Annotated in this window: 19 protein-coding genes; 15 read left to right on the plus strand and 4 right to left on the minus strand. The window is 33.8% G+C overall.

Features of this window, described 5'->3' with window-relative positions; translation table 11 throughout:
• Window positions 1-10: 10 nt before the first annotated feature.
• Window positions 11-313 (plus strand): hypothetical protein, encoded by a 303-nt coding sequence (locus AMQ68_RS24455; protein WP_054513221.1) that lies wholly within the window; start codon window positions 11-13, stop codon window positions 311-313.
• A 28-nt stretch (window positions 314-341) separates the two neighbouring features.
• On the plus strand, window positions 342-983 hold the full coding sequence (locus tag AMQ68_RS24460; RefSeq protein WP_054513222.1) for a uracil-DNA glycosylase: 642 nt from the start codon (window positions 342-344) through the stop codon (window positions 981-983).
• Here the strand turns inward: AMQ68_RS24460 and AMQ68_RS24465 are convergent.
• From AMQ68_RS24465 to AMQ68_RS24475, 3 genes are all read right to left on the minus strand, one after another.
• A complete protein-coding gene (locus tag AMQ68_RS24465; protein WP_054513223.1) occupies window positions 970-1,470 on the minus strand; it encodes a hypothetical protein in 501 nt (166 codons plus the stop codon). The genes AMQ68_RS24460 and AMQ68_RS24465 overlap by 14 nt on opposite strands.
• Window positions 1,471-1,482: 12 nt before the next feature.
• A complete protein-coding gene (locus tag AMQ68_RS24470) occupies window positions 1,483-1,974 on the minus strand; it encodes a DUF456 domain-containing protein (RefSeq protein WP_054513224.1) in 492 nt (163 codons plus the stop codon).
• Window positions 1,975-2,050: 76 nt separating this feature from the next.
• Window positions 2,051-3,232: a carboxypeptidase regulatory-like domain-containing protein gene (locus AMQ68_RS24475; protein ID WP_054513225.1), complete on the minus strand. Its 1,182-nt coding sequence runs from the start codon at window positions 3,230-3,232 to the stop codon at window positions 2,051-2,053.
• A gap of 274 nt (window positions 3,233-3,506) precedes the next feature.
• Between AMQ68_RS24475 and AMQ68_RS24480 the strand changes: the two genes are divergently transcribed.
• The 13 genes from AMQ68_RS24480 to AMQ68_RS24545 all read left to right on the plus strand — a co-directional run bounded on the left by AMQ68_RS24480 (window position 3,507) and on the right by AMQ68_RS24545 (window position 14,980).
• Complete coding sequence (locus AMQ68_RS24480) at window positions 3,507-4,769, plus strand: mechanosensitive ion channel family protein (protein WP_054513226.1); 1,263 nt, start codon at window positions 3,507-3,509, stop codon at window positions 4,767-4,769.
• 157 nt (window positions 4,770-4,926) lie between these two features.
• Window positions 4,927-5,649: a pyridoxine 5'-phosphate synthase gene (locus tag AMQ68_RS24485; protein ID WP_054513227.1), complete on the plus strand. Its 723-nt coding sequence runs from the start codon at window positions 4,927-4,929 to the stop codon at window positions 5,647-5,649.
• A 95-nt stretch (window positions 5,650-5,744) separates the two neighbouring features.
• Window positions 5,745-6,524 (plus strand): alpha/beta fold hydrolase, encoded by a 780-nt coding sequence (locus AMQ68_RS24490; RefSeq protein WP_054513228.1) that lies wholly within the window; start codon window positions 5,745-5,747, stop codon window positions 6,522-6,524.
• A 115-nt stretch (window positions 6,525-6,639) separates the two neighbouring features.
• Window positions 6,640-6,870: a microviridin/marinostatin family tricyclic proteinase inhibitor gene (locus AMQ68_RS24495; RefSeq protein ID WP_054513229.1), complete on the plus strand. Its 231-nt coding sequence runs from the start codon at window positions 6,640-6,642 to the stop codon at window positions 6,868-6,870.
• Between the two features lie 31 nt (window positions 6,871-6,901).
• A complete protein-coding gene (locus tag AMQ68_RS24500; protein WP_054513230.1) occupies window positions 6,902-7,111 on the plus strand; it encodes a microviridin/marinostatin family tricyclic proteinase inhibitor in 210 nt (69 codons plus the stop codon).
• 45 nt (window positions 7,112-7,156) lie between these two features.
• Window positions 7,157-7,390, plus strand: a complete 234-nt coding sequence (locus AMQ68_RS24505; RefSeq protein WP_054513231.1) for a microviridin/marinostatin family tricyclic proteinase inhibitor — start codon at window positions 7,157-7,159, stop codon at window positions 7,388-7,390.
• 37 nt (window positions 7,391-7,427) lie between these two features.
• The gene (locus tag AMQ68_RS24510; protein WP_054513232.1) at window positions 7,428-7,643 is read left to right on the plus strand and encodes a microviridin/marinostatin family tricyclic proteinase inhibitor; all 216 of its coding nucleotides are present in this window, start codon (window positions 7,428-7,430) and stop codon (window positions 7,641-7,643) included.
• Window positions 7,644-7,699: 56 nt separating this feature from the next.
• A complete protein-coding gene (locus AMQ68_RS24515; protein WP_054513233.1) occupies window positions 7,700-7,912 on the plus strand; it encodes a microviridin/marinostatin family tricyclic proteinase inhibitor in 213 nt (70 codons plus the stop codon).
• A gap of 75 nt (window positions 7,913-7,987) precedes the next feature.
• Window positions 7,988-9,943, plus strand: a complete 1,956-nt coding sequence (locus AMQ68_RS25770; RefSeq protein WP_241775207.1) for an MvdC/MvdD family ATP grasp protein — start codon at window positions 7,988-7,990, stop codon at window positions 9,941-9,943.
• 406 nt (window positions 9,944-10,349) lie between these two features.
• Entirely contained in the window at window positions 10,350-11,363 is a 1,014-nt protein-coding gene (locus AMQ68_RS24530) for an NAD-dependent epimerase/dehydratase family protein (RefSeq protein ID WP_054513234.1), read from the plus strand.
• The gene (locus tag AMQ68_RS24535) at window positions 11,364-13,130 is read left to right on the plus strand and encodes a long-chain fatty acid--CoA ligase (RefSeq protein WP_054513235.1); all 1,767 of its coding nucleotides are present in this window, start codon (window positions 11,364-11,366) and stop codon (window positions 13,128-13,130) included.
• A 29-nt stretch (window positions 13,131-13,159) separates the two neighbouring features.
• Window positions 13,160-13,870 carry a hypothetical protein gene (locus AMQ68_RS24540; RefSeq protein ID WP_054513236.1) on the plus strand — a complete coding sequence of 237 codons (711 nt, stop codon included), beginning with the start codon at window positions 13,160-13,162 and terminating at the stop codon, window positions 13,868-13,870.
• A 54-nt stretch (window positions 13,871-13,924) separates the two neighbouring features.
• Window positions 13,925-14,980, plus strand: a complete 1,056-nt coding sequence (locus AMQ68_RS24545; RefSeq protein WP_054513237.1) for a diphosphomevalonate/mevalonate 3,5-bisphosphate decarboxylase family protein — start codon at window positions 13,925-13,927, stop codon at window positions 14,978-14,980.
• A 100-nt stretch (window positions 14,981-15,080) separates the two neighbouring features.
• Here the strand turns inward: AMQ68_RS24545 and AMQ68_RS24550 are convergent, their stop codons facing one another.
• Window positions 15,081-16,040 carry an endonuclease/exonuclease/phosphatase family protein gene (locus AMQ68_RS24550; RefSeq protein ID WP_241775208.1) on the minus strand — a complete coding sequence of 320 codons (960 nt, stop codon included), beginning with the start codon at window positions 16,038-16,040 and terminating at the stop codon, window positions 15,081-15,083.
• Window positions 16,041-16,230: the final 190 nt, after the last annotated feature.

Consider the following 16,230-nt stretch of genomic DNA (forward strand, 5'->3'; position numbering starts at 1 on the left):
TACTATAGAGATGGCAAAACTCATGATCAATCGTTCATCAGAATATTCAAACAAATTGAGATCCATAGGAATTTATCTGGATGATAAAAAAATAGGAGATATCGCTGATGGTGAATCTAAAGAATTTGAAGTTGAGGAAGGAGGACATACATTAAGAGCTAAAATTGATTGGTGTCGTTCAAATCCGATTAATTTAAAAATAAATTCTGAAGAAATTATAAGATTTAATTTAAGCGGAAGAAATCCCTTTTTGTCATTATTTTATATCACATTTGGAAAAGATCACTACTTAGAATTACTACCTATAAATTAAATATTTTCAAATAATCAAATCAAACCCCATGACCTGGACTGAAATTTTAGCCCCAATAAAAAGCACAGAATATTTTACTACCCTTTGGGAGAAAGTAAAAGAAGAATACGCAACAACAAAAGTTTTTCCTCCCAAAAATCAGATTTTCAGAGCGTTGGAAATTACACCTTTTGAGGATATTGAAGTGGTAATTATCGGGCAAGATCCTTATCATAATGACTTCCAGGCGAATGGTTTGTGTTTTTCTGTTTCTGAACAGGTAACTGCGCCACCTTCATTGAAAAATATTTTTATTGAATTAAAGGATGATTTAGGAGTGGTAAGAACTTCAAAAGAGTTGGATGATTGGGGAAAACAAGGCGTCCTGATGCTGAATGCTACTTTAACGGTGCGTGCTCATACGCCGAACTCTCATAAAGATTTAGGTTGGGGAAAATTCACAGATTACATTATTAAAGAAATTTCAGATAAAAAAGAAAATGTAGTTTTTGTATTGTGGGGCGCTTTTGCACAGAAAAAAGCCGAACTCATTGATCCGGCTAAGCATTGTATTATCAAGTCTGCGCACCCTTCACCATTTTCTGTATATAGAGGATTTTTCGGGAGCAAGCCTTTCTCAAAAATTAATGAATATTTGGTTTCAAAAGGAAGAAAACCTATTTCGTGGTAGAATTTTCTCCTGCTTTTTTAATAACGATTCCGATCTTATATTTTCCGGCAAGGGCTTTTGTCCCGCCTTGTGAGGTCGGATAAGGCGTTACTTCTTGTAATGAAATAATTGCTCCATTAAACGTTGTAGACTGATGGTAATTTCGCCCTGCATTTTCTGTAGTGGCGATATTTACAGTCATTGGTCTGGTTGCTAATCCCATTACTTCAATCTGTGCAACGGCAACTCCGGCCCACATACAGTTTACACCTTCGGGACAACGACTGTCTTCTGAAATACCTTTGAAGGTAACATTCATTTCATATTCTTTAAGGAATTTATTTTCCCCTTCATTGAAATAAATGATGTTTTCATCTTTACTCATTGGTGTTTTTTCTTTGGTATTGGTAGCAACGGACGTTTTTGTTGAGGTTTTCGTTTCTTTTTGAGCATTACAATTCACTAATGCCAATAGTCCTAAACTCAATATGATGGTTTTATGTAACATGATCTTTATTTTTTAAATGATATTAAGCATATTCAAAACAACGACCAAAAACATGGCCACTCCTACAACCAAACTGAATCCGGTTCCGTAAATGAATCCAATGAAAGCTCCTTTGGTAGATTGTAATGCTTTCTTCATGTCTTTGCTGTCGTGAAGTAATTCACCAATAAATACTCCGGCAAACATTCCGATTAAAAATCCTAATGGGATAGGAAGGAACATTCCGACAATAGTTCCAATAATTGAGCCAATACTTCCCCAACGCGTTCCTCCATATTTTTGATTGGTTTTAGCAGGAATTACATAGCTTAAGACAACGGAAGCAGCTGTAAGAACTACGAAAGCCCAAACATAAATCATAGACAGATCTGCATCCGTTCCGAATTTGTAAATTAATAATCCACAAAGACTTAATAATAGTCCGGGTAAAATAGGAAGGAAGGTTCCCAAGAGCCCGAGGAATAATAAAACAAGACAGAGAATATTAATTAATGTGGTATCCATTCTTTAAATTATACATGCAAGATATAAAAAAAGGTGGCCTTACAAAAGCCACCTTCCAATCTAAGTTCAAAATTTATTATAAGTTTAAGATTACATATTGTAAAATTACGCCTGCATTTCCAATGTTTCCTGAAGCATGATTATGAAAAGAAGTATAATAAATATATCCGCTGTTTGAAGCTCCTGTACAAGGTCCTACTGTTGCTCCCAATGCAACCAAATAAGGAACCAATACCTGAGGAACTGAAATGCTGATCTGGGTATTTCCCGGCAGTGTAATACAAACCGTTACAAATGTTGACGTAGGAGCATTTCCTATCGGAGTAGCCGGAACACCTGTTGTTGTAAAATGATTGGTTCTGATCATCAAAGCATTATTTGACGTGTCTTTAACTAAAACTTCCCAATAATTTGGGTCATAATTTGTGATTTTCTGCCACGCTACCAGATCAAAATCGATGTTAAATGAGCTAAATCCTAATGCAGCAGAAAGTCCTGCATTGCTTACTACTGCCGGAACGATACCTGCGTTTCCTTGGTTTACAGAGCATAGTTTGGTGTCCGGAACAAATCCGCCTGCAGGTGAGCAGCTGGAAGTGTAGTCTGTGCCACCTACTAAATAGGCAACATCCCAATCTGAAGCATAAATACTTCCGCCGTTAGCAACAAAAGTGGCTAAGTTGGCATCAATTGCAGGGAAAATTGATTGATTTGCGTAATGGTTTCTTGAGCCGCAATTAAGAAAAATAATATCATACTGCGAGATAGTCGTTAAATTGGCAAGATCACTATTGGTAATTTGAGTTGCAGTATACCCTAAAGTCTGAATGATATCTTCGATTTTATCAAACGATCCTTTTACATACGCAATTTTAGCAACCTGATTCAGTTTGGTTTGATTGGCTTCTAAACTTACCGTTTCCTTATCTTTTACAGTCGCAGAAATTTCTGTACGGAAATTACTACCATTCCCTGTTTGAATATGGATGGTGTGATCTCCGGCCGGAGCTTCCAGTGTGAAGTTACCATCTGCGTCTGAAGTCGTATAATAGATTTTATACTTGTCATCAAAAGTGAAAACTGAAGCACCTCCAATAGGTTTGGTTCCGTTTTGTGACATCACTTTTCCGGTAAGTTTTCCGGTTTTTGCAACCGCAGGACCTGAGTTCTGGGAAACGATTACAGGATCTTCTCCTCCTGTACAATTTGTTAAAAGTGTGAACACACACAACAAAATAAATAAGTAGTGTTTTCTCATATCTAATTGATTTTTATTTGGTTAGTTTTTATCAAAATTAATAAATAATTAAATATAAAATCATAAAATATGGTAAATTTTTAATATTATTTATTTTTAATTGTATTTTTTGGTGGATTTTATATTTATTAATCAATGTTTGAGTGGATTTGATAATTTAAAGAATGGTGGTTGATAATTTTTATTAAATTTTAAAAAAGAACGTATTTTGGGATGAAAATTGATGAGAAAGTTTTAATTTAAATCAACCTTAATTTTCCTAAATTTGCTGTAAATGAAAGACGAACTACAAGATACCAAAGATTTTTTGCAGGATATAAGTGATACAATTCATTATTTCGTTAGAGATAATGTTCCTGGCGATTTGGTGCTTACGTGCCAGATTATTCTTAAATTTATTTTTCTGGCAGGTCTTGTTTGTTTGTTAGACTTTCTATTTAAAATTCTGGTTAACACTATTTTTAAGAATTTTTTTGATAAAGAAAAGTATCCGGTTTTAAAATCAATTTATCAATCCAGAATAACAAATTCTATCGTTCATTTAGGGACATTAAGCTTTGCTGAATCTGCCTTGAAGTCTGTTTTTTGGAGACATCCTAAAAGCTTTGAATTCTTAGGCGTTATCGTGAGTTTGGGTATTATTTTTGTGATTGCAGGAATGTTATTCAGAGTACTGACGGCGTTTAGAAATTACTTTGTTATCAAACAGGATTTTTATAAAATAATGGCGCTGAATGCGATCTCAGAATCAGTGAAGATTTTTGGAATCTTTATTCTTACTGTGATCGGGATCTGTACTATTTTCGGGATTAAAGGCGGAACAATTTTAGGAAGTTTAGGAGCAATAACAGCAGTGTTAGTCCTTGTTTTCAGAGATACGATCTTAGGTTTTGTAACTGGACTTCATGTGGCAACATCCAAAAGTATGAAAGTGGGCGACTGGATCGGAATTCCTAAATACAATATTGAAGGAAATATTGCAGATATAAGCCTTCTGACTACAAAAATCACCAATTTCGATAAAACAATCTCCACGATTCCTACGTATGATTTATTAACGACCGAGATTAAAAATCTTCAGGTAATGTCAGAGTCTAATACAAGACGAATTAAGAAATCAATTTATTTCAATATCAATTCTTTTAAATTTTTGACACCGGAGGATATTGAAAGATTAAAAGAAATTAATTTGATCTCAGATTATCTTGAAGAAAAAAGCAAGGAATTAGCCAAGGAAAAAGAAAATATAGAGCATAAAAATAAGATCATTAACGGGAAACAACTTACTAATATTGGTGTTTTCAGGCATTATGCACAAAAGTATATTGAAAATGATCCTGCAGTAGATGAAAAGGGAGTAAGAATGGTTCGCCAGTTGGAGATCACTCCACAAGGGTTGCCGTTGGAAATTTATTGTTTTGCAAATGACTCTAAATGGGAACGTTTTGAGCAGATCCAAGCCGATATTTTTGACCATTTATTGGTGGCTTCAAAAGAATTTGATCTTCAGGTAATGCAGGTGAATGTAAAAGTGTAAAAAGTTTAGAAGCTTGAAGGCAGAAGTTATAAGTTTTTCTTCTCCGCTGATTTTCAGGCTTCGAATTATTAAATATTAAAAATAAAATAAGAACGAAATTGGAAGACTGTGATTCAACTTTCTATTTCAATCTTAATCAATAACATCTTAAAAAAACATGACAAAATTAAGTGTAAACATTAATAAAATTGCAACGATAAGAAATGCAAGAGGAGGCGAAACGCCAAGTGTAACAGAAGCTGCAATTAAAATTCAGGAGTTTGGCGGACAGGGAATTACCATCCACCCAAGACCCGATGAAAGACATATCACAAGAAAAGATGTTTATGATCTGAAGCCTTTGGTGACTACAGAATTTAATATTGAAGGAAATCCGCATAGAGATTTTATTGATATGGTGTTGGAGGTAAAGCCGGAGCAGGTAACACTGGTTCCTGACGCAGATGATGCTATTACTTCAAATGCAGGATGGGACACAAAAAAGCACTTAGATTTTCTTACAGAAATTATTGCTGAGTTTAAAAATGCGGGAATCCGTACGTCTGTTTTCTTAGATCCAACACCTGAATTGGTGGAATATGCTGCAAAAACCGGAACAGACAGAATAGAGTTATACACAGAAGCTTACGCAAAAAACTATTTACTGAATAAAGAACAGGCGATAAAACCTTACTATGATACTGCAGTTGTTGCAAATGAATTTGGTTTAGGTATCAATGCCGGACACGATCTTAGCTTAGAAAATTTAAAATATTTTGCAGATAATATCCCGAATTTACTGGAAGTTTCTATTGGCCATGCTTTGGTTTCTGAAGCATTGTACATGGGAATGGAAAATACAATTCAGGCATACTTGAAGAGATTGGCAAAATGGGCATAAAGCAGGAAGCCTGAGGTTTGAAGCTGGAAGTTTGATAAGATTCTTTTAATAACTTCCGGCATCCATCTTCTAGCTTCCATTCTAAAAAAATAATTATGGAAATTCTACATTCAAAAATATTTGGCGAAAATCTTTCGTCTACACCACTTTTGGTTTTTCACGGATTGTTCGGAATGCTTGACAATTGGGGAAGCTTTGGAAAAGATCTGGGCGATCAGTTGCCTGTACATTTAATTGACCTTAGAAATCATGGAAGAAGTTTTCACTCTGAAGGGATGTCACATGATGATTTAGCGGATGATATTGCTCATTATATGAGCCATTACGGAATAGAAAAAGCGCATATTCTAGGGCATTCTCTGGGTGGGAAAGCGGTAATGCAATTTGCGATAAGATATCCTGAGAAAGTGGATAAATTAATTGTCGTTGATATTTCTCCAAAAGCATATCCGCCACATCACCAGGGAATTGTCAAAGCGTTGGAAACGGTTGATTTTACTACGGTAAACTCTCGAAATGAAGTTGAAGCTGTTTTAACACAATATATTCCTGAAAAATCTACCATTCAGTTTTTAGCTAAAAATTTATATTGGGATGATGATAAAAAGCTCAACTGGAGATTTAATCTTAAAACATTAGCAGAAAAATATACAGAGTTTGTTTCTAATGCCATTAAATTTGGTGTTTTTGAAGGAGAAACTTTATTTATTTCTGGTGAAAAATCAAACTACATTCTTCCTCAGGATGAGTTTGGAATTAAGCAACAATTCCCAAAAGCTAAGATTGTAACGGTGAAAAATGCGGGACATTGGGTTCAGGCAGAGAATCCGGTTGATTTTGCGATTGTTGTTAGGCAGTTTTTAAATTTAAATTAATTTTATTCTTTGATTTTTGAGTTTGTGTTAAAATTTTAATAAATAAGTTATTTATTTCTCCTTGTGTTGAATTTTTTGTAATTTAGTTTTACCAAATAACTAATAATATCAACTTATGAGACAGAAAAATTCAAAAAAACCGTTTTTTGCTTCATTTTTAGAGAAACAAATTAAGAATCCAGAGAAAGTGAATGGAGGGTTAGAAATCACCACAGCCCTTGAAGATTCTATCACAATTCCTACAAAAGATACGATCACTTCTGCCATTTTGGATAATGTTACAAAGCCGGGATTCGATCATGTAACAATGAAATATCCTTCAGATGGTGATGATTCTGTAGTGTAATTATTAAAAACTAAAACCCAATTCAAATATCATGAAAAACAAAAAATTAAAGAAACCGTTTTTTGCTTCATTTCTAGAGAAGCAAATTAATGATCCTGAAAAAGTGAAAGGAGGTTCTATGACTTCGGAACTTCTGGATAATGTAACAACAGCGCTTCAAGACACTGTTACAAAGCCGGGCTATGATAACGTAACAATGAAGTATCCTTCTGACGGCGACGAAGCAGGAGAAACGTCATAGTTGAGGTTCTGTCATTATCTTAAATTCAACCCAAAATAAAGGATTATGAACAACGAAAATTCAAAAAAGAAGCCATTTTTTGCCTCTTTTCTAGAGAAGCAAATTAAAGATCCGGAAACTATTCAGGGTGGGGCAGTGACAACACCTCTTACTGATATTGTGAGTGATACTACAAGAGATGTTGCGACTTCTCCAACTTTTGACAATGCTACTTTGCCGACAAGAGATCATCTAGTGACGCTAAAGTATCCATCTGATAATGATGAAGCTGGTATTTAATACTTTACAATAGTAAACCCACCAAACAATAGTTATTATGAAAAATAAGAATTCGAAAAAGCAGCCTTTTTTCGCTTCATTTTTAGAGAAGCAAATTCAGGATCCTCAAACAGTAAAAGGAGGAGCAATAACTACTGCACTTCAGGATACTCCTACAACATCCATTTTAAGAGATACGGTTACGGATAGACAAAATGATCAGGTAACCTTGAAGTATCCTTCTGATAGTGATGAAACAGGAGAATTAGAATAAGATTCTCTCAATTTATACAAAATTATATTAAATCAAACCAAACCAAACCAAAGATTATGAAAAACAAGGATTCAAAAAAGAAACCATTCTTTGCATCATTTCTTGAAAAACAATTAAAAGAACCTCAGAAAGTAAAAGGAGGAACTGATATTACCATTCCCGAAAGAGATAGTGTTTATAGCCCAGGGCCTGTAACAATGAAACCTACTGATATGGCGTACACTCAGAAGTATCCTTCTGATGGAGATGATGATGCTCCGGTTGTATAAATTAAACATATTAACAAGATCATATTTGAAAGGGAACTTAAACTTTAAGTTTCCTTTTTTAATAAAACGCGGCAAATGATTCTTTGTATTACTCACTCCAACGATTTTTATAATATCGATCTCTTTTTTGATTATCTGAGATCTAAAAATATTCCTTATTTCAGGCTTAATTCTGATCATCTTAATGATTTTCAGAAAATCAGTATCAATGAAAATTCATTTGAACTGATTGATGAATTTGGAAATATCCTTCACTCTAAAGATATTCAAGCGGTATGGCACAGGAAATCCTGGCGAATTACCGTGCCTGAAGATCTTGATGAAGAGTATGAGAAGATCTTTCTAAAAGAATATGGAAGTCTTCGGTATAATCTTTTTACGGTGTTGGAAGATCTTCCGTGGATCAATCCTTATGAACAGGAAACAAAGGTCGATGGAAATAAAATGTATCAGCTAAAGATTGCTCAAAAGTTTAATTTAACCATTCCAAAGACACTTTTTTCGAATGACGAAGAAAAAATACTGCATTTTTTCCAGGAACATTGTAATGGAAAAGCTGTGGCAAAACTTCATGGAGTCATTACAAAATCGATGAATGGGGAAAATTTTCTTTCAACGACTATTATTGATGAAGATAATTTAGAGCATATTGCTGATATAGCCTATTGTCCAATGATTTTTCAACCGTATATCGAAAAAGAATATGAACTGAGAATTGTCTATGTGGATGGCGAATTTTTCACAGGCAAAATTAATAACAGTGAAAATGCCGATTGGCGGGTTGCTCAAGGTAATTTCATGTGGTCAGAATATGATCTTCCGAAAGAAATTAAAGCGAATTTAACTTTAATGATGAAGGAAATGAAACTGTATCTCGGAGCAATTGATATGATTAAAGCAAAAGATGGGAAATATTATTTTCTTGAAGTAAATCCGCAAGGAGAGTGGGGAATGTTACAAAAAGAGCTGCATTTTCCGATTGCACAAAGAATAGCTGATAACCTTATAAAAAGAATAAAAAAACCAATGAATAAAATTTTAATAATTACCCATACAGGAGATAATTTTTCTATCGAAAAAGTAACAGAATATATTGAAAAAAATAACTGTGAAGTGATTCGTTTCGATGTAGATTTATATCCTTTACAAAATAAATTATCTACTCTTTTCCAAGATGGAGAATGGGTGAGTTATCTTGAAACTGCTGATACCAAAATTCGTCTGGACGATGTTGCGGCAGTTTGGTACCGAAGAGCTTATAATATTGGAAACGGTTTGAAAGAAGAAATTGACTCTAAATTTTACGGAGCTGCGATGGGAGAAATTCGCAACACGATTTTTGGTTTTCTGGAATCTTTTGACTGTTATTCTTTAGGCAAACCAAGTGTTTACAGAAGATTAGACAGCAAAGAAGAGCAGCTTAAAATAGCTGATAAAATAGGATTTAGAGTTCCTGAAACGTGCCTGACTAATAATCCTGAAGATGCAAAACAGTTTATTCTGAAACATAAAAACGTGGTTGCCAAAATGCAGACCGGTTTTGCCATTTATGAAGATGGCGTGGAAAGTGTAGTCTTCACCAATGTTGTTAAAGAAGATAAATTTGAAGAATTAGAGACCCTTTTATACTGCCCAATGCAGTTTCAGAGAATGATTCAAAAGAAAAAAGAACTTCGTGTGACTGTTGTTGGTCAGGATGTGTATGCTTTTGAAATTGATTCTCAACAATTTGAAGATGCTAAGGTTGACTGGAGGAAAGACGGTGTTAATTTAATAGATAAATGGCTTCCAACCGAACTTCCGAAAGATATTGAAGAAAAAGTTCTGGAACTTTTAGATGTTTACAACGTAGATTATGGTGCATTAGACATCATTGTTTCTCCAGAGGATGAATACTATTTTATCGAAATCAATGCAGCGGGAGAGTTTTTCTGGCTGGATAATCTAACGGAAGGGAATCTTATTTCTAAAAGTATTGCAGATGTCTTGTGTGACAAGGCTCCGAGAAGAAATAACATGATTTTAGCTTAAGTTTCTTTAAGACAAAAACCATAAATTAACTCCACGAATTACACAATAATTTCAGATCAATAGAAACGGGCTTTAGCCCGTTTTCTTATTTTAATCCCAATAAAGACTTTAGTCAAAACATAAAACCTAATGCTTCCTGAAAATCTCAGATTTTCTTGCGCATTAATAACAGAATGAAGATTTAAAACTTTGCGCCTTTGTGATTCTCCAACAAAATATTTTCCATTAAACTTTTCATGAAAATTTAAACAAATTCATTAATTAAATGGTAAACTAGGCCGAAATTGTCCTTTAAAAATCGCAAATTTGCAGATACAATTTTTAGGTAATTGTTTAACAAAACGAAGAATTGCCGAATAAAAAATATTGTCATAATTTAGTCAACAATCAAGTAGAAATATAATTGATGGTTTTTGTAACGGGTGCCACCGGAATTTTAGGCAGAGTAATTGTTTTAGAGCTTCTTAAAAAAGGCAAAAACGTTCGTGCTGCAAAAAGACCTACAAGCAATATAAAAGAAGTAAAACATTCGTATTCATTTTATACGGAAAGCGCTGACGATTTTTTTAATAAAATTGAATGGATCGACGTAGATTTTGATGACATCAACTCTCTGCAAGATGCTTTAAAAGGAGTAGAGGAGGTATATCACTGCGCTGCCAAGGTGAGCTTTAATCCAAAAGACGAGAAAGAAATGTACCATGTGAATATTAAAGGTACAGAAAATCTCTTATTTGCTTGTGAAGGTTCCGATGTTAAGAAATTTTTACATGTAAGTTCTATTGCCGTTTTAGACGGCTTTAATGAAAAAGGAGAATTGGATGAAGAGTCTGATTTTAATCCCAAAATAGAACATTCTGCCTATGCAATTTCCAAACATTTATCTGAAATGGAAGTTTGGAGAGCGTCTGCGGAAGGCTTAAATACAATTATTATCAACCCCGGAATGATCATTGGAAGTGGAAACTGGAAACAAAGCAGTGGCGAACTTTTTTCTACTTTCGAAAAGAATAATTTTACTTTTTCCGGAGGAACATCTTATGTAGATGTCATTGATGTGGCAAAAATTGCCATTGAATTAATGGAAAAAAATATTTTCGGAGAACGTTTTATTCTTATCTCTGAAAATAAAAAATATGCAGATTTGGGCAATTATATCAGAAAGAAATTAGGATTGAAAGATGCTAAAATCCTTTCTAATACCCAACTGAATTTGGGAAGATGGCTGAATGTTTTTTTCGGATGGTTAATTCCACCACTAAAAATGGCTACCCGATCTAATATTGAAGCGGTAACTTCTTTGAATATTATTTCCAACCAAAAAATTAAAGAAAAGCTGAATTATCAGTTCATTCCTGTACAGGAAAGTGTTGATTTTCATCTTAATAATTATAGTAACGATAAAAAGCTGAATAAATAAATGAATCTTGCAGAGGCAATTATCAATAAAAATGTAGCAAAGCATCCTGTAAAATCAGCCATTGGTTTTAAGAAAAAAGAAGGCTGGAAAGAATTGAGCTGGAAGAAATTTGGTGAAATGATTTTCAAAACCGCCAATGCACTGAAAAATGCAGGAATTCAGGAAAATGATAAAGTCGCCATCTATTCAGATAATTCTTCTGAATGGATGATCTTTGATTTGGCTGCCATGTCTATCGGAGCGATTACAGTTCCTATTTATTCAACAAATAATGCTGAGCAGGCAGAATATATCATCAATGATTCTCAGTCTAAAATTATTTTAGTGGGAGATCAGGCGCAATATGATGCGTGTCTGGATATTTTACATAAAGAAGAAAATAATCTTCAAACCATTATTGTTTCGAAAAAAGCAGTGTGGATCAAAAAAGAATTCAGCAGTTATTATCTGGAAAATTTTATTGCAAAAGCTTCCTCAAAACTAGAAATCATCAAAAAAGAATATGATGATGTAGCAACGTTGATCTATACATCAGGAACTACCGGAACGCCGAAAGGAGTAATGTTGACGCACGGAAATTTCATCAAAGCTTTTGATGCTCATTTTGAATTTTTTAAGTTTAAAAACTTCGAAGAAGAGCTTTCATTGGCATTTTTACCATTGAGTCACGTTTTCGAAAGATGCTGGAGTCTGCTTTGTTTATACGGTGGGGCGAGAGTCTATTTCCTGGAAGATCCCAAAAGCATTGCAAAAGCATTGGAAGAGATAAAACCTACAATGATGTGTGCTGTACCGAGATTTTTCCAGAAAGTATATGCCGGAGTATTAGAAAAAGCTAATGAAGGTTCATCTTTAAAAAAGAAAATCTTCAATTGGGCACTAGAAACAGGAGCGCAAACCGGAAAATTAAGACAAAATGCAAACGCAATTCCTTTTGGTTTAAAACTAAAAGAATCTGTTGCTAATATGCTTGTTTTCAGTAAAATCAAAGAAAAAATGGGAGGCCGACTTTGGTTCTTGCCTTGTGGTGGAGCTTCTGTATCTCCTGAAGTTACCAAATTCTTTGAATCAGTGGGAATTCACGTTACGGTTGGATATGGGTTAACAGAAACTACGGCTACGTTGACGCTTTTCCCTTTGACCCATTTTGAGCATGCAACAAGCGGAAAACCTTTGCCGGGAGTTGAGCTAAGAATTGGCGATAATGATGAAATTCAAGCCAAAGGAAACGGTATCATGAAAGGGTATTACAACAAACCGGAGGAAACACAAAAAGTGTTCACGGAAGATGGTTGGTTTAAAACCGGTGATGCAGGAAAGATTGATGATAAAGGAAATTTGATCATTACAGACAGGATCAAAGATCTGATGAAAACTTCCAACGGAAAATACATTGCGCCACAGCAGATAGAAAATTTGTTGACCAACAATAATTATATAGGTCAAATTGTTTTGATCGCAGAAGGAAGACAATTTGTTTCGGCTCTTATTGTTCCTAACTTTGAGTTTCTGGAAGACTATATCAAGAAAAATAATATTCCGTTCACCAACTGGGAAGAATTGGTGAAAAAAGACGAAATTATTCGTTTATATAAAGATAAGATTAATGAACTGCAACACGATCTGTCTGATTTTGAAAAGGTAAAGAAATTCACTTTGATGCCTGCTGAATTTGATATCAATACAGGTGAAATAACGCCGACGTTGAAGGTGAAAAGAAATGTAGTTCTTAAAAAATATGCAGATCTTATTGAGAAAATGTATTAACTTATTGATATTTATTAAAACAAGATTTTATGTTGCAAAAAATTATTCCGGATTTATTGGCTTATCTTCCTGGTATCGGTCTTATTATCATCATTCTTTATCTTTATTTTTCAAATAAATTTTCAAAAGATAAAGTAAATTATTATCTATTGGTTGGACTTGCTTTTACAATTATCGGCGATATTATACAGTATTATGTTAACCAACGTCTGAAAGCAGATTACCATGATTCATCAGAAATTTTAAAATGGTATCCTTTAATAAGCTTAGTAGGAAGTTTTGGCTATAAACTTATTTTATATGGAATAATCGTTTATCTGCTAAAATTTGAGATTCTTAAAAATGAAATAAAAAGAGAAAATATTTTTCTTATCATTGTATATTCTGTTTTAACTTTTGGGCTTTATGTTCCGTACTGGTTTATTAAAAAAAATATTAAATTCGACACAAAACTTACTGTATGGATTATTTTATTGATATTTTTTCTTTCGTGCAATCATGTATGTTTAAATTATCTGTTTAGCTCTTCTTCTAGTTCCAACGAGACCATTTTGTTGATTTTATATTGGCTTGGGCAAATTGGCTATGTAGCATGTTTTTTAGTTTGTATTTATTCTCTTAGAAAACGTATTATAGAAAAATTGAAAGGGGTAGAAATCAATTCAGTTTGGACATTTTTTGTAGGAATATTGCATGTTCAATTTTCATTAAATCAATATATCAAAAGACACGAAAAATAGTAATTATTTTAATAAACTAATGTTAAAAATAAGTTTATCATTTTAAATTAAATTATGACAACACAAGAATTTTTAGGAAAACAAGAATTTACGATAAGCTCACAAACGGTTTCGGAAAGCTGTCCGTCAAATATTGCTCTGATTAAATATTGGGGAAAATATGACAATCAGATTCCTGCAAATCCGAGCATCAGTTATACTTTAAATCATTGTAAAACCAATACGACTCTTGAGTTTTTAGCTGGAGAACCATTTTCTGTACAAACATTTTTAGCAGGAAATGAAGAAGTGAAATTTGCTGAAAAGATCGAGAAGTATTTTAAAAATATCGAGCAGTATTTACCTTGGATCTTAGAAGGTAAATATGTCATCAGAACAGAAAATACATTTCCTCACAGTTCAGGAATTGCAAGTTCAGCTTCAGGATTTGGAGCAATTGCCAAATGTCTGATGAAAATAGATGACGTTTTTTCTGATAAAACATCGGATGAAGAATCATTAAAAAAAGCTTCTTTCCTGGCTAGATTAGGAAGTGGAAGTGCGTGCAGAAGTTTGTATGATGGATTGGTTGTTTGGGGACAATCTCAGGTAAAAGGAAGTTCAGATCTATACGCAGTAAAATATCCGGATGATGAAATTCATGAAATTTTCAAGGATTTTAATGATTGGGTGTTATTGATTCATGAAGGTCAAAAAACGGTTTCTTCAACGGTTGGACATGGTTTGATGAATACCAATCCGTATGCAGAAAGAAGGTTTTTGGAAGCTAGAGAGAACTTCGGACCGATGAAAGAAATTCTGGAAAATGGAGATTTACAAAGTTTTATCAAACTAGTGGAACACGAAGCGCTGACGCTTCATGCCATGATGATGATGAGCGATCCTGCTTTTATTTTAATGAAAGTCGGAACATTAGAAGTAATCAATAAAGTTTGGGATTTTAGAAGAGAAACAGGACTGCCTTTATTCTTTACATTGGATGCGGGAGCAAATGTTCATCTTTTATTTCCAAATGCCGGATCTGAAGAACAAATTAAATCTTTTATTGAAACTGAATTATTACAACACACTCAAAACAATGGAGTAGTGAAGGATGTTATGAAGTTTTAATTAGAAAAAAATAGAATTAAACATCAATAGAAACGGGCTTTAGCCCGTTTTCGTTTTATCGTAACGGAATTGACTTTAGTCAAAATATAGGTTAATTCAATCAATCCTCAGTCACAACCACATCACGTTCTCCATCTTCTTTTTTTCCTTCCTGAATCATTTTTTCAGCTTGGATTTTCTCTTCGGTAGTCGCTTTTTCTATTCTTTCTTCCTGCTGGTCATTATGATGGTCTATAAAAAACTCACAATAGACGGGAAGATGATCAGACCCAAAGTTTTCTAATGTACTAAGCTTTTCAATGAAAATATCTTCACTATGAAACATCAAATCAATGGGAAATCTCAACACACGGTATTTTGCATGAAAGGTTGAAACGAAGGCGCGACCAATTCTTGGATCAATCAAATGACTTGTTTTTCTGAATAGTATAGATGATTTTGACCACGCTACGTTATTGAAATCTCCAACAACAATTAAGGGTTTATCAATCTCAGTGACCCGTTTTGCGGTACTTAGTAAATCGCCGTCTCTTTCTTTTGAAGTTTCTTCTTCAGTAGGACTTGGCGGCGGTGGATGAACACCAAAAAAGACAAAGGAAAACCCATCTTCGGTGATTAAGTGAATTTCAATACTCGGAATATCATCTGCAACAAAATAATGTGTTTTTGCTTCCTGTATTTTGAGTTTGGAATAAAAGTGCATTCCATACGTATTTTCCAACGTTACTTTATGGTGATATGGATAATCTTTTTCTAAAGGTTGCATGGCTTTCTCCCAATCTTCATTACTTTCCATCGTTAGAAAAACTTGAGGATTGTATTTTTCGATTAATTTGATAAACCTGCCGTATTCTGTATTGAACTGATAAACATTCGCTGAAATAAAATGTAATTTTTGAGAGGATTTCTGCTGTCTCGAATGTTTCTTTATCGGATAAAGCGGAGTGTACTTGATAAGAATAACACCGTGATGAATAAATAACAGGATTAATAAACCTTGGCAATACCAAAAATAGTCTGACGAAGAATCTACCAGGAAACCCAGAATGAAGGTAATCATAATGAAATATGTGATCTGGATTTTACCAAATTCAGGGACCCTAAATATCCAATGTGAATTTTGAATTTTTGGCAATAGCGTTAAAACGAGTAACAATACAACTAAGATGAGATAAGCAGTCCACATATTTCTTATAATAAAGGGTTAAAAGTATGATTTTACTTTTTAAATTGATGTAAGGTTTATATTT

The organism is Chryseobacterium sp. ERMR1:04 (assembly GCF_001297705.1).
Lineage (GTDB): Bacteria > Bacteroidota > Bacteroidia > Flavobacteriales > Weeksellaceae > Chryseobacterium.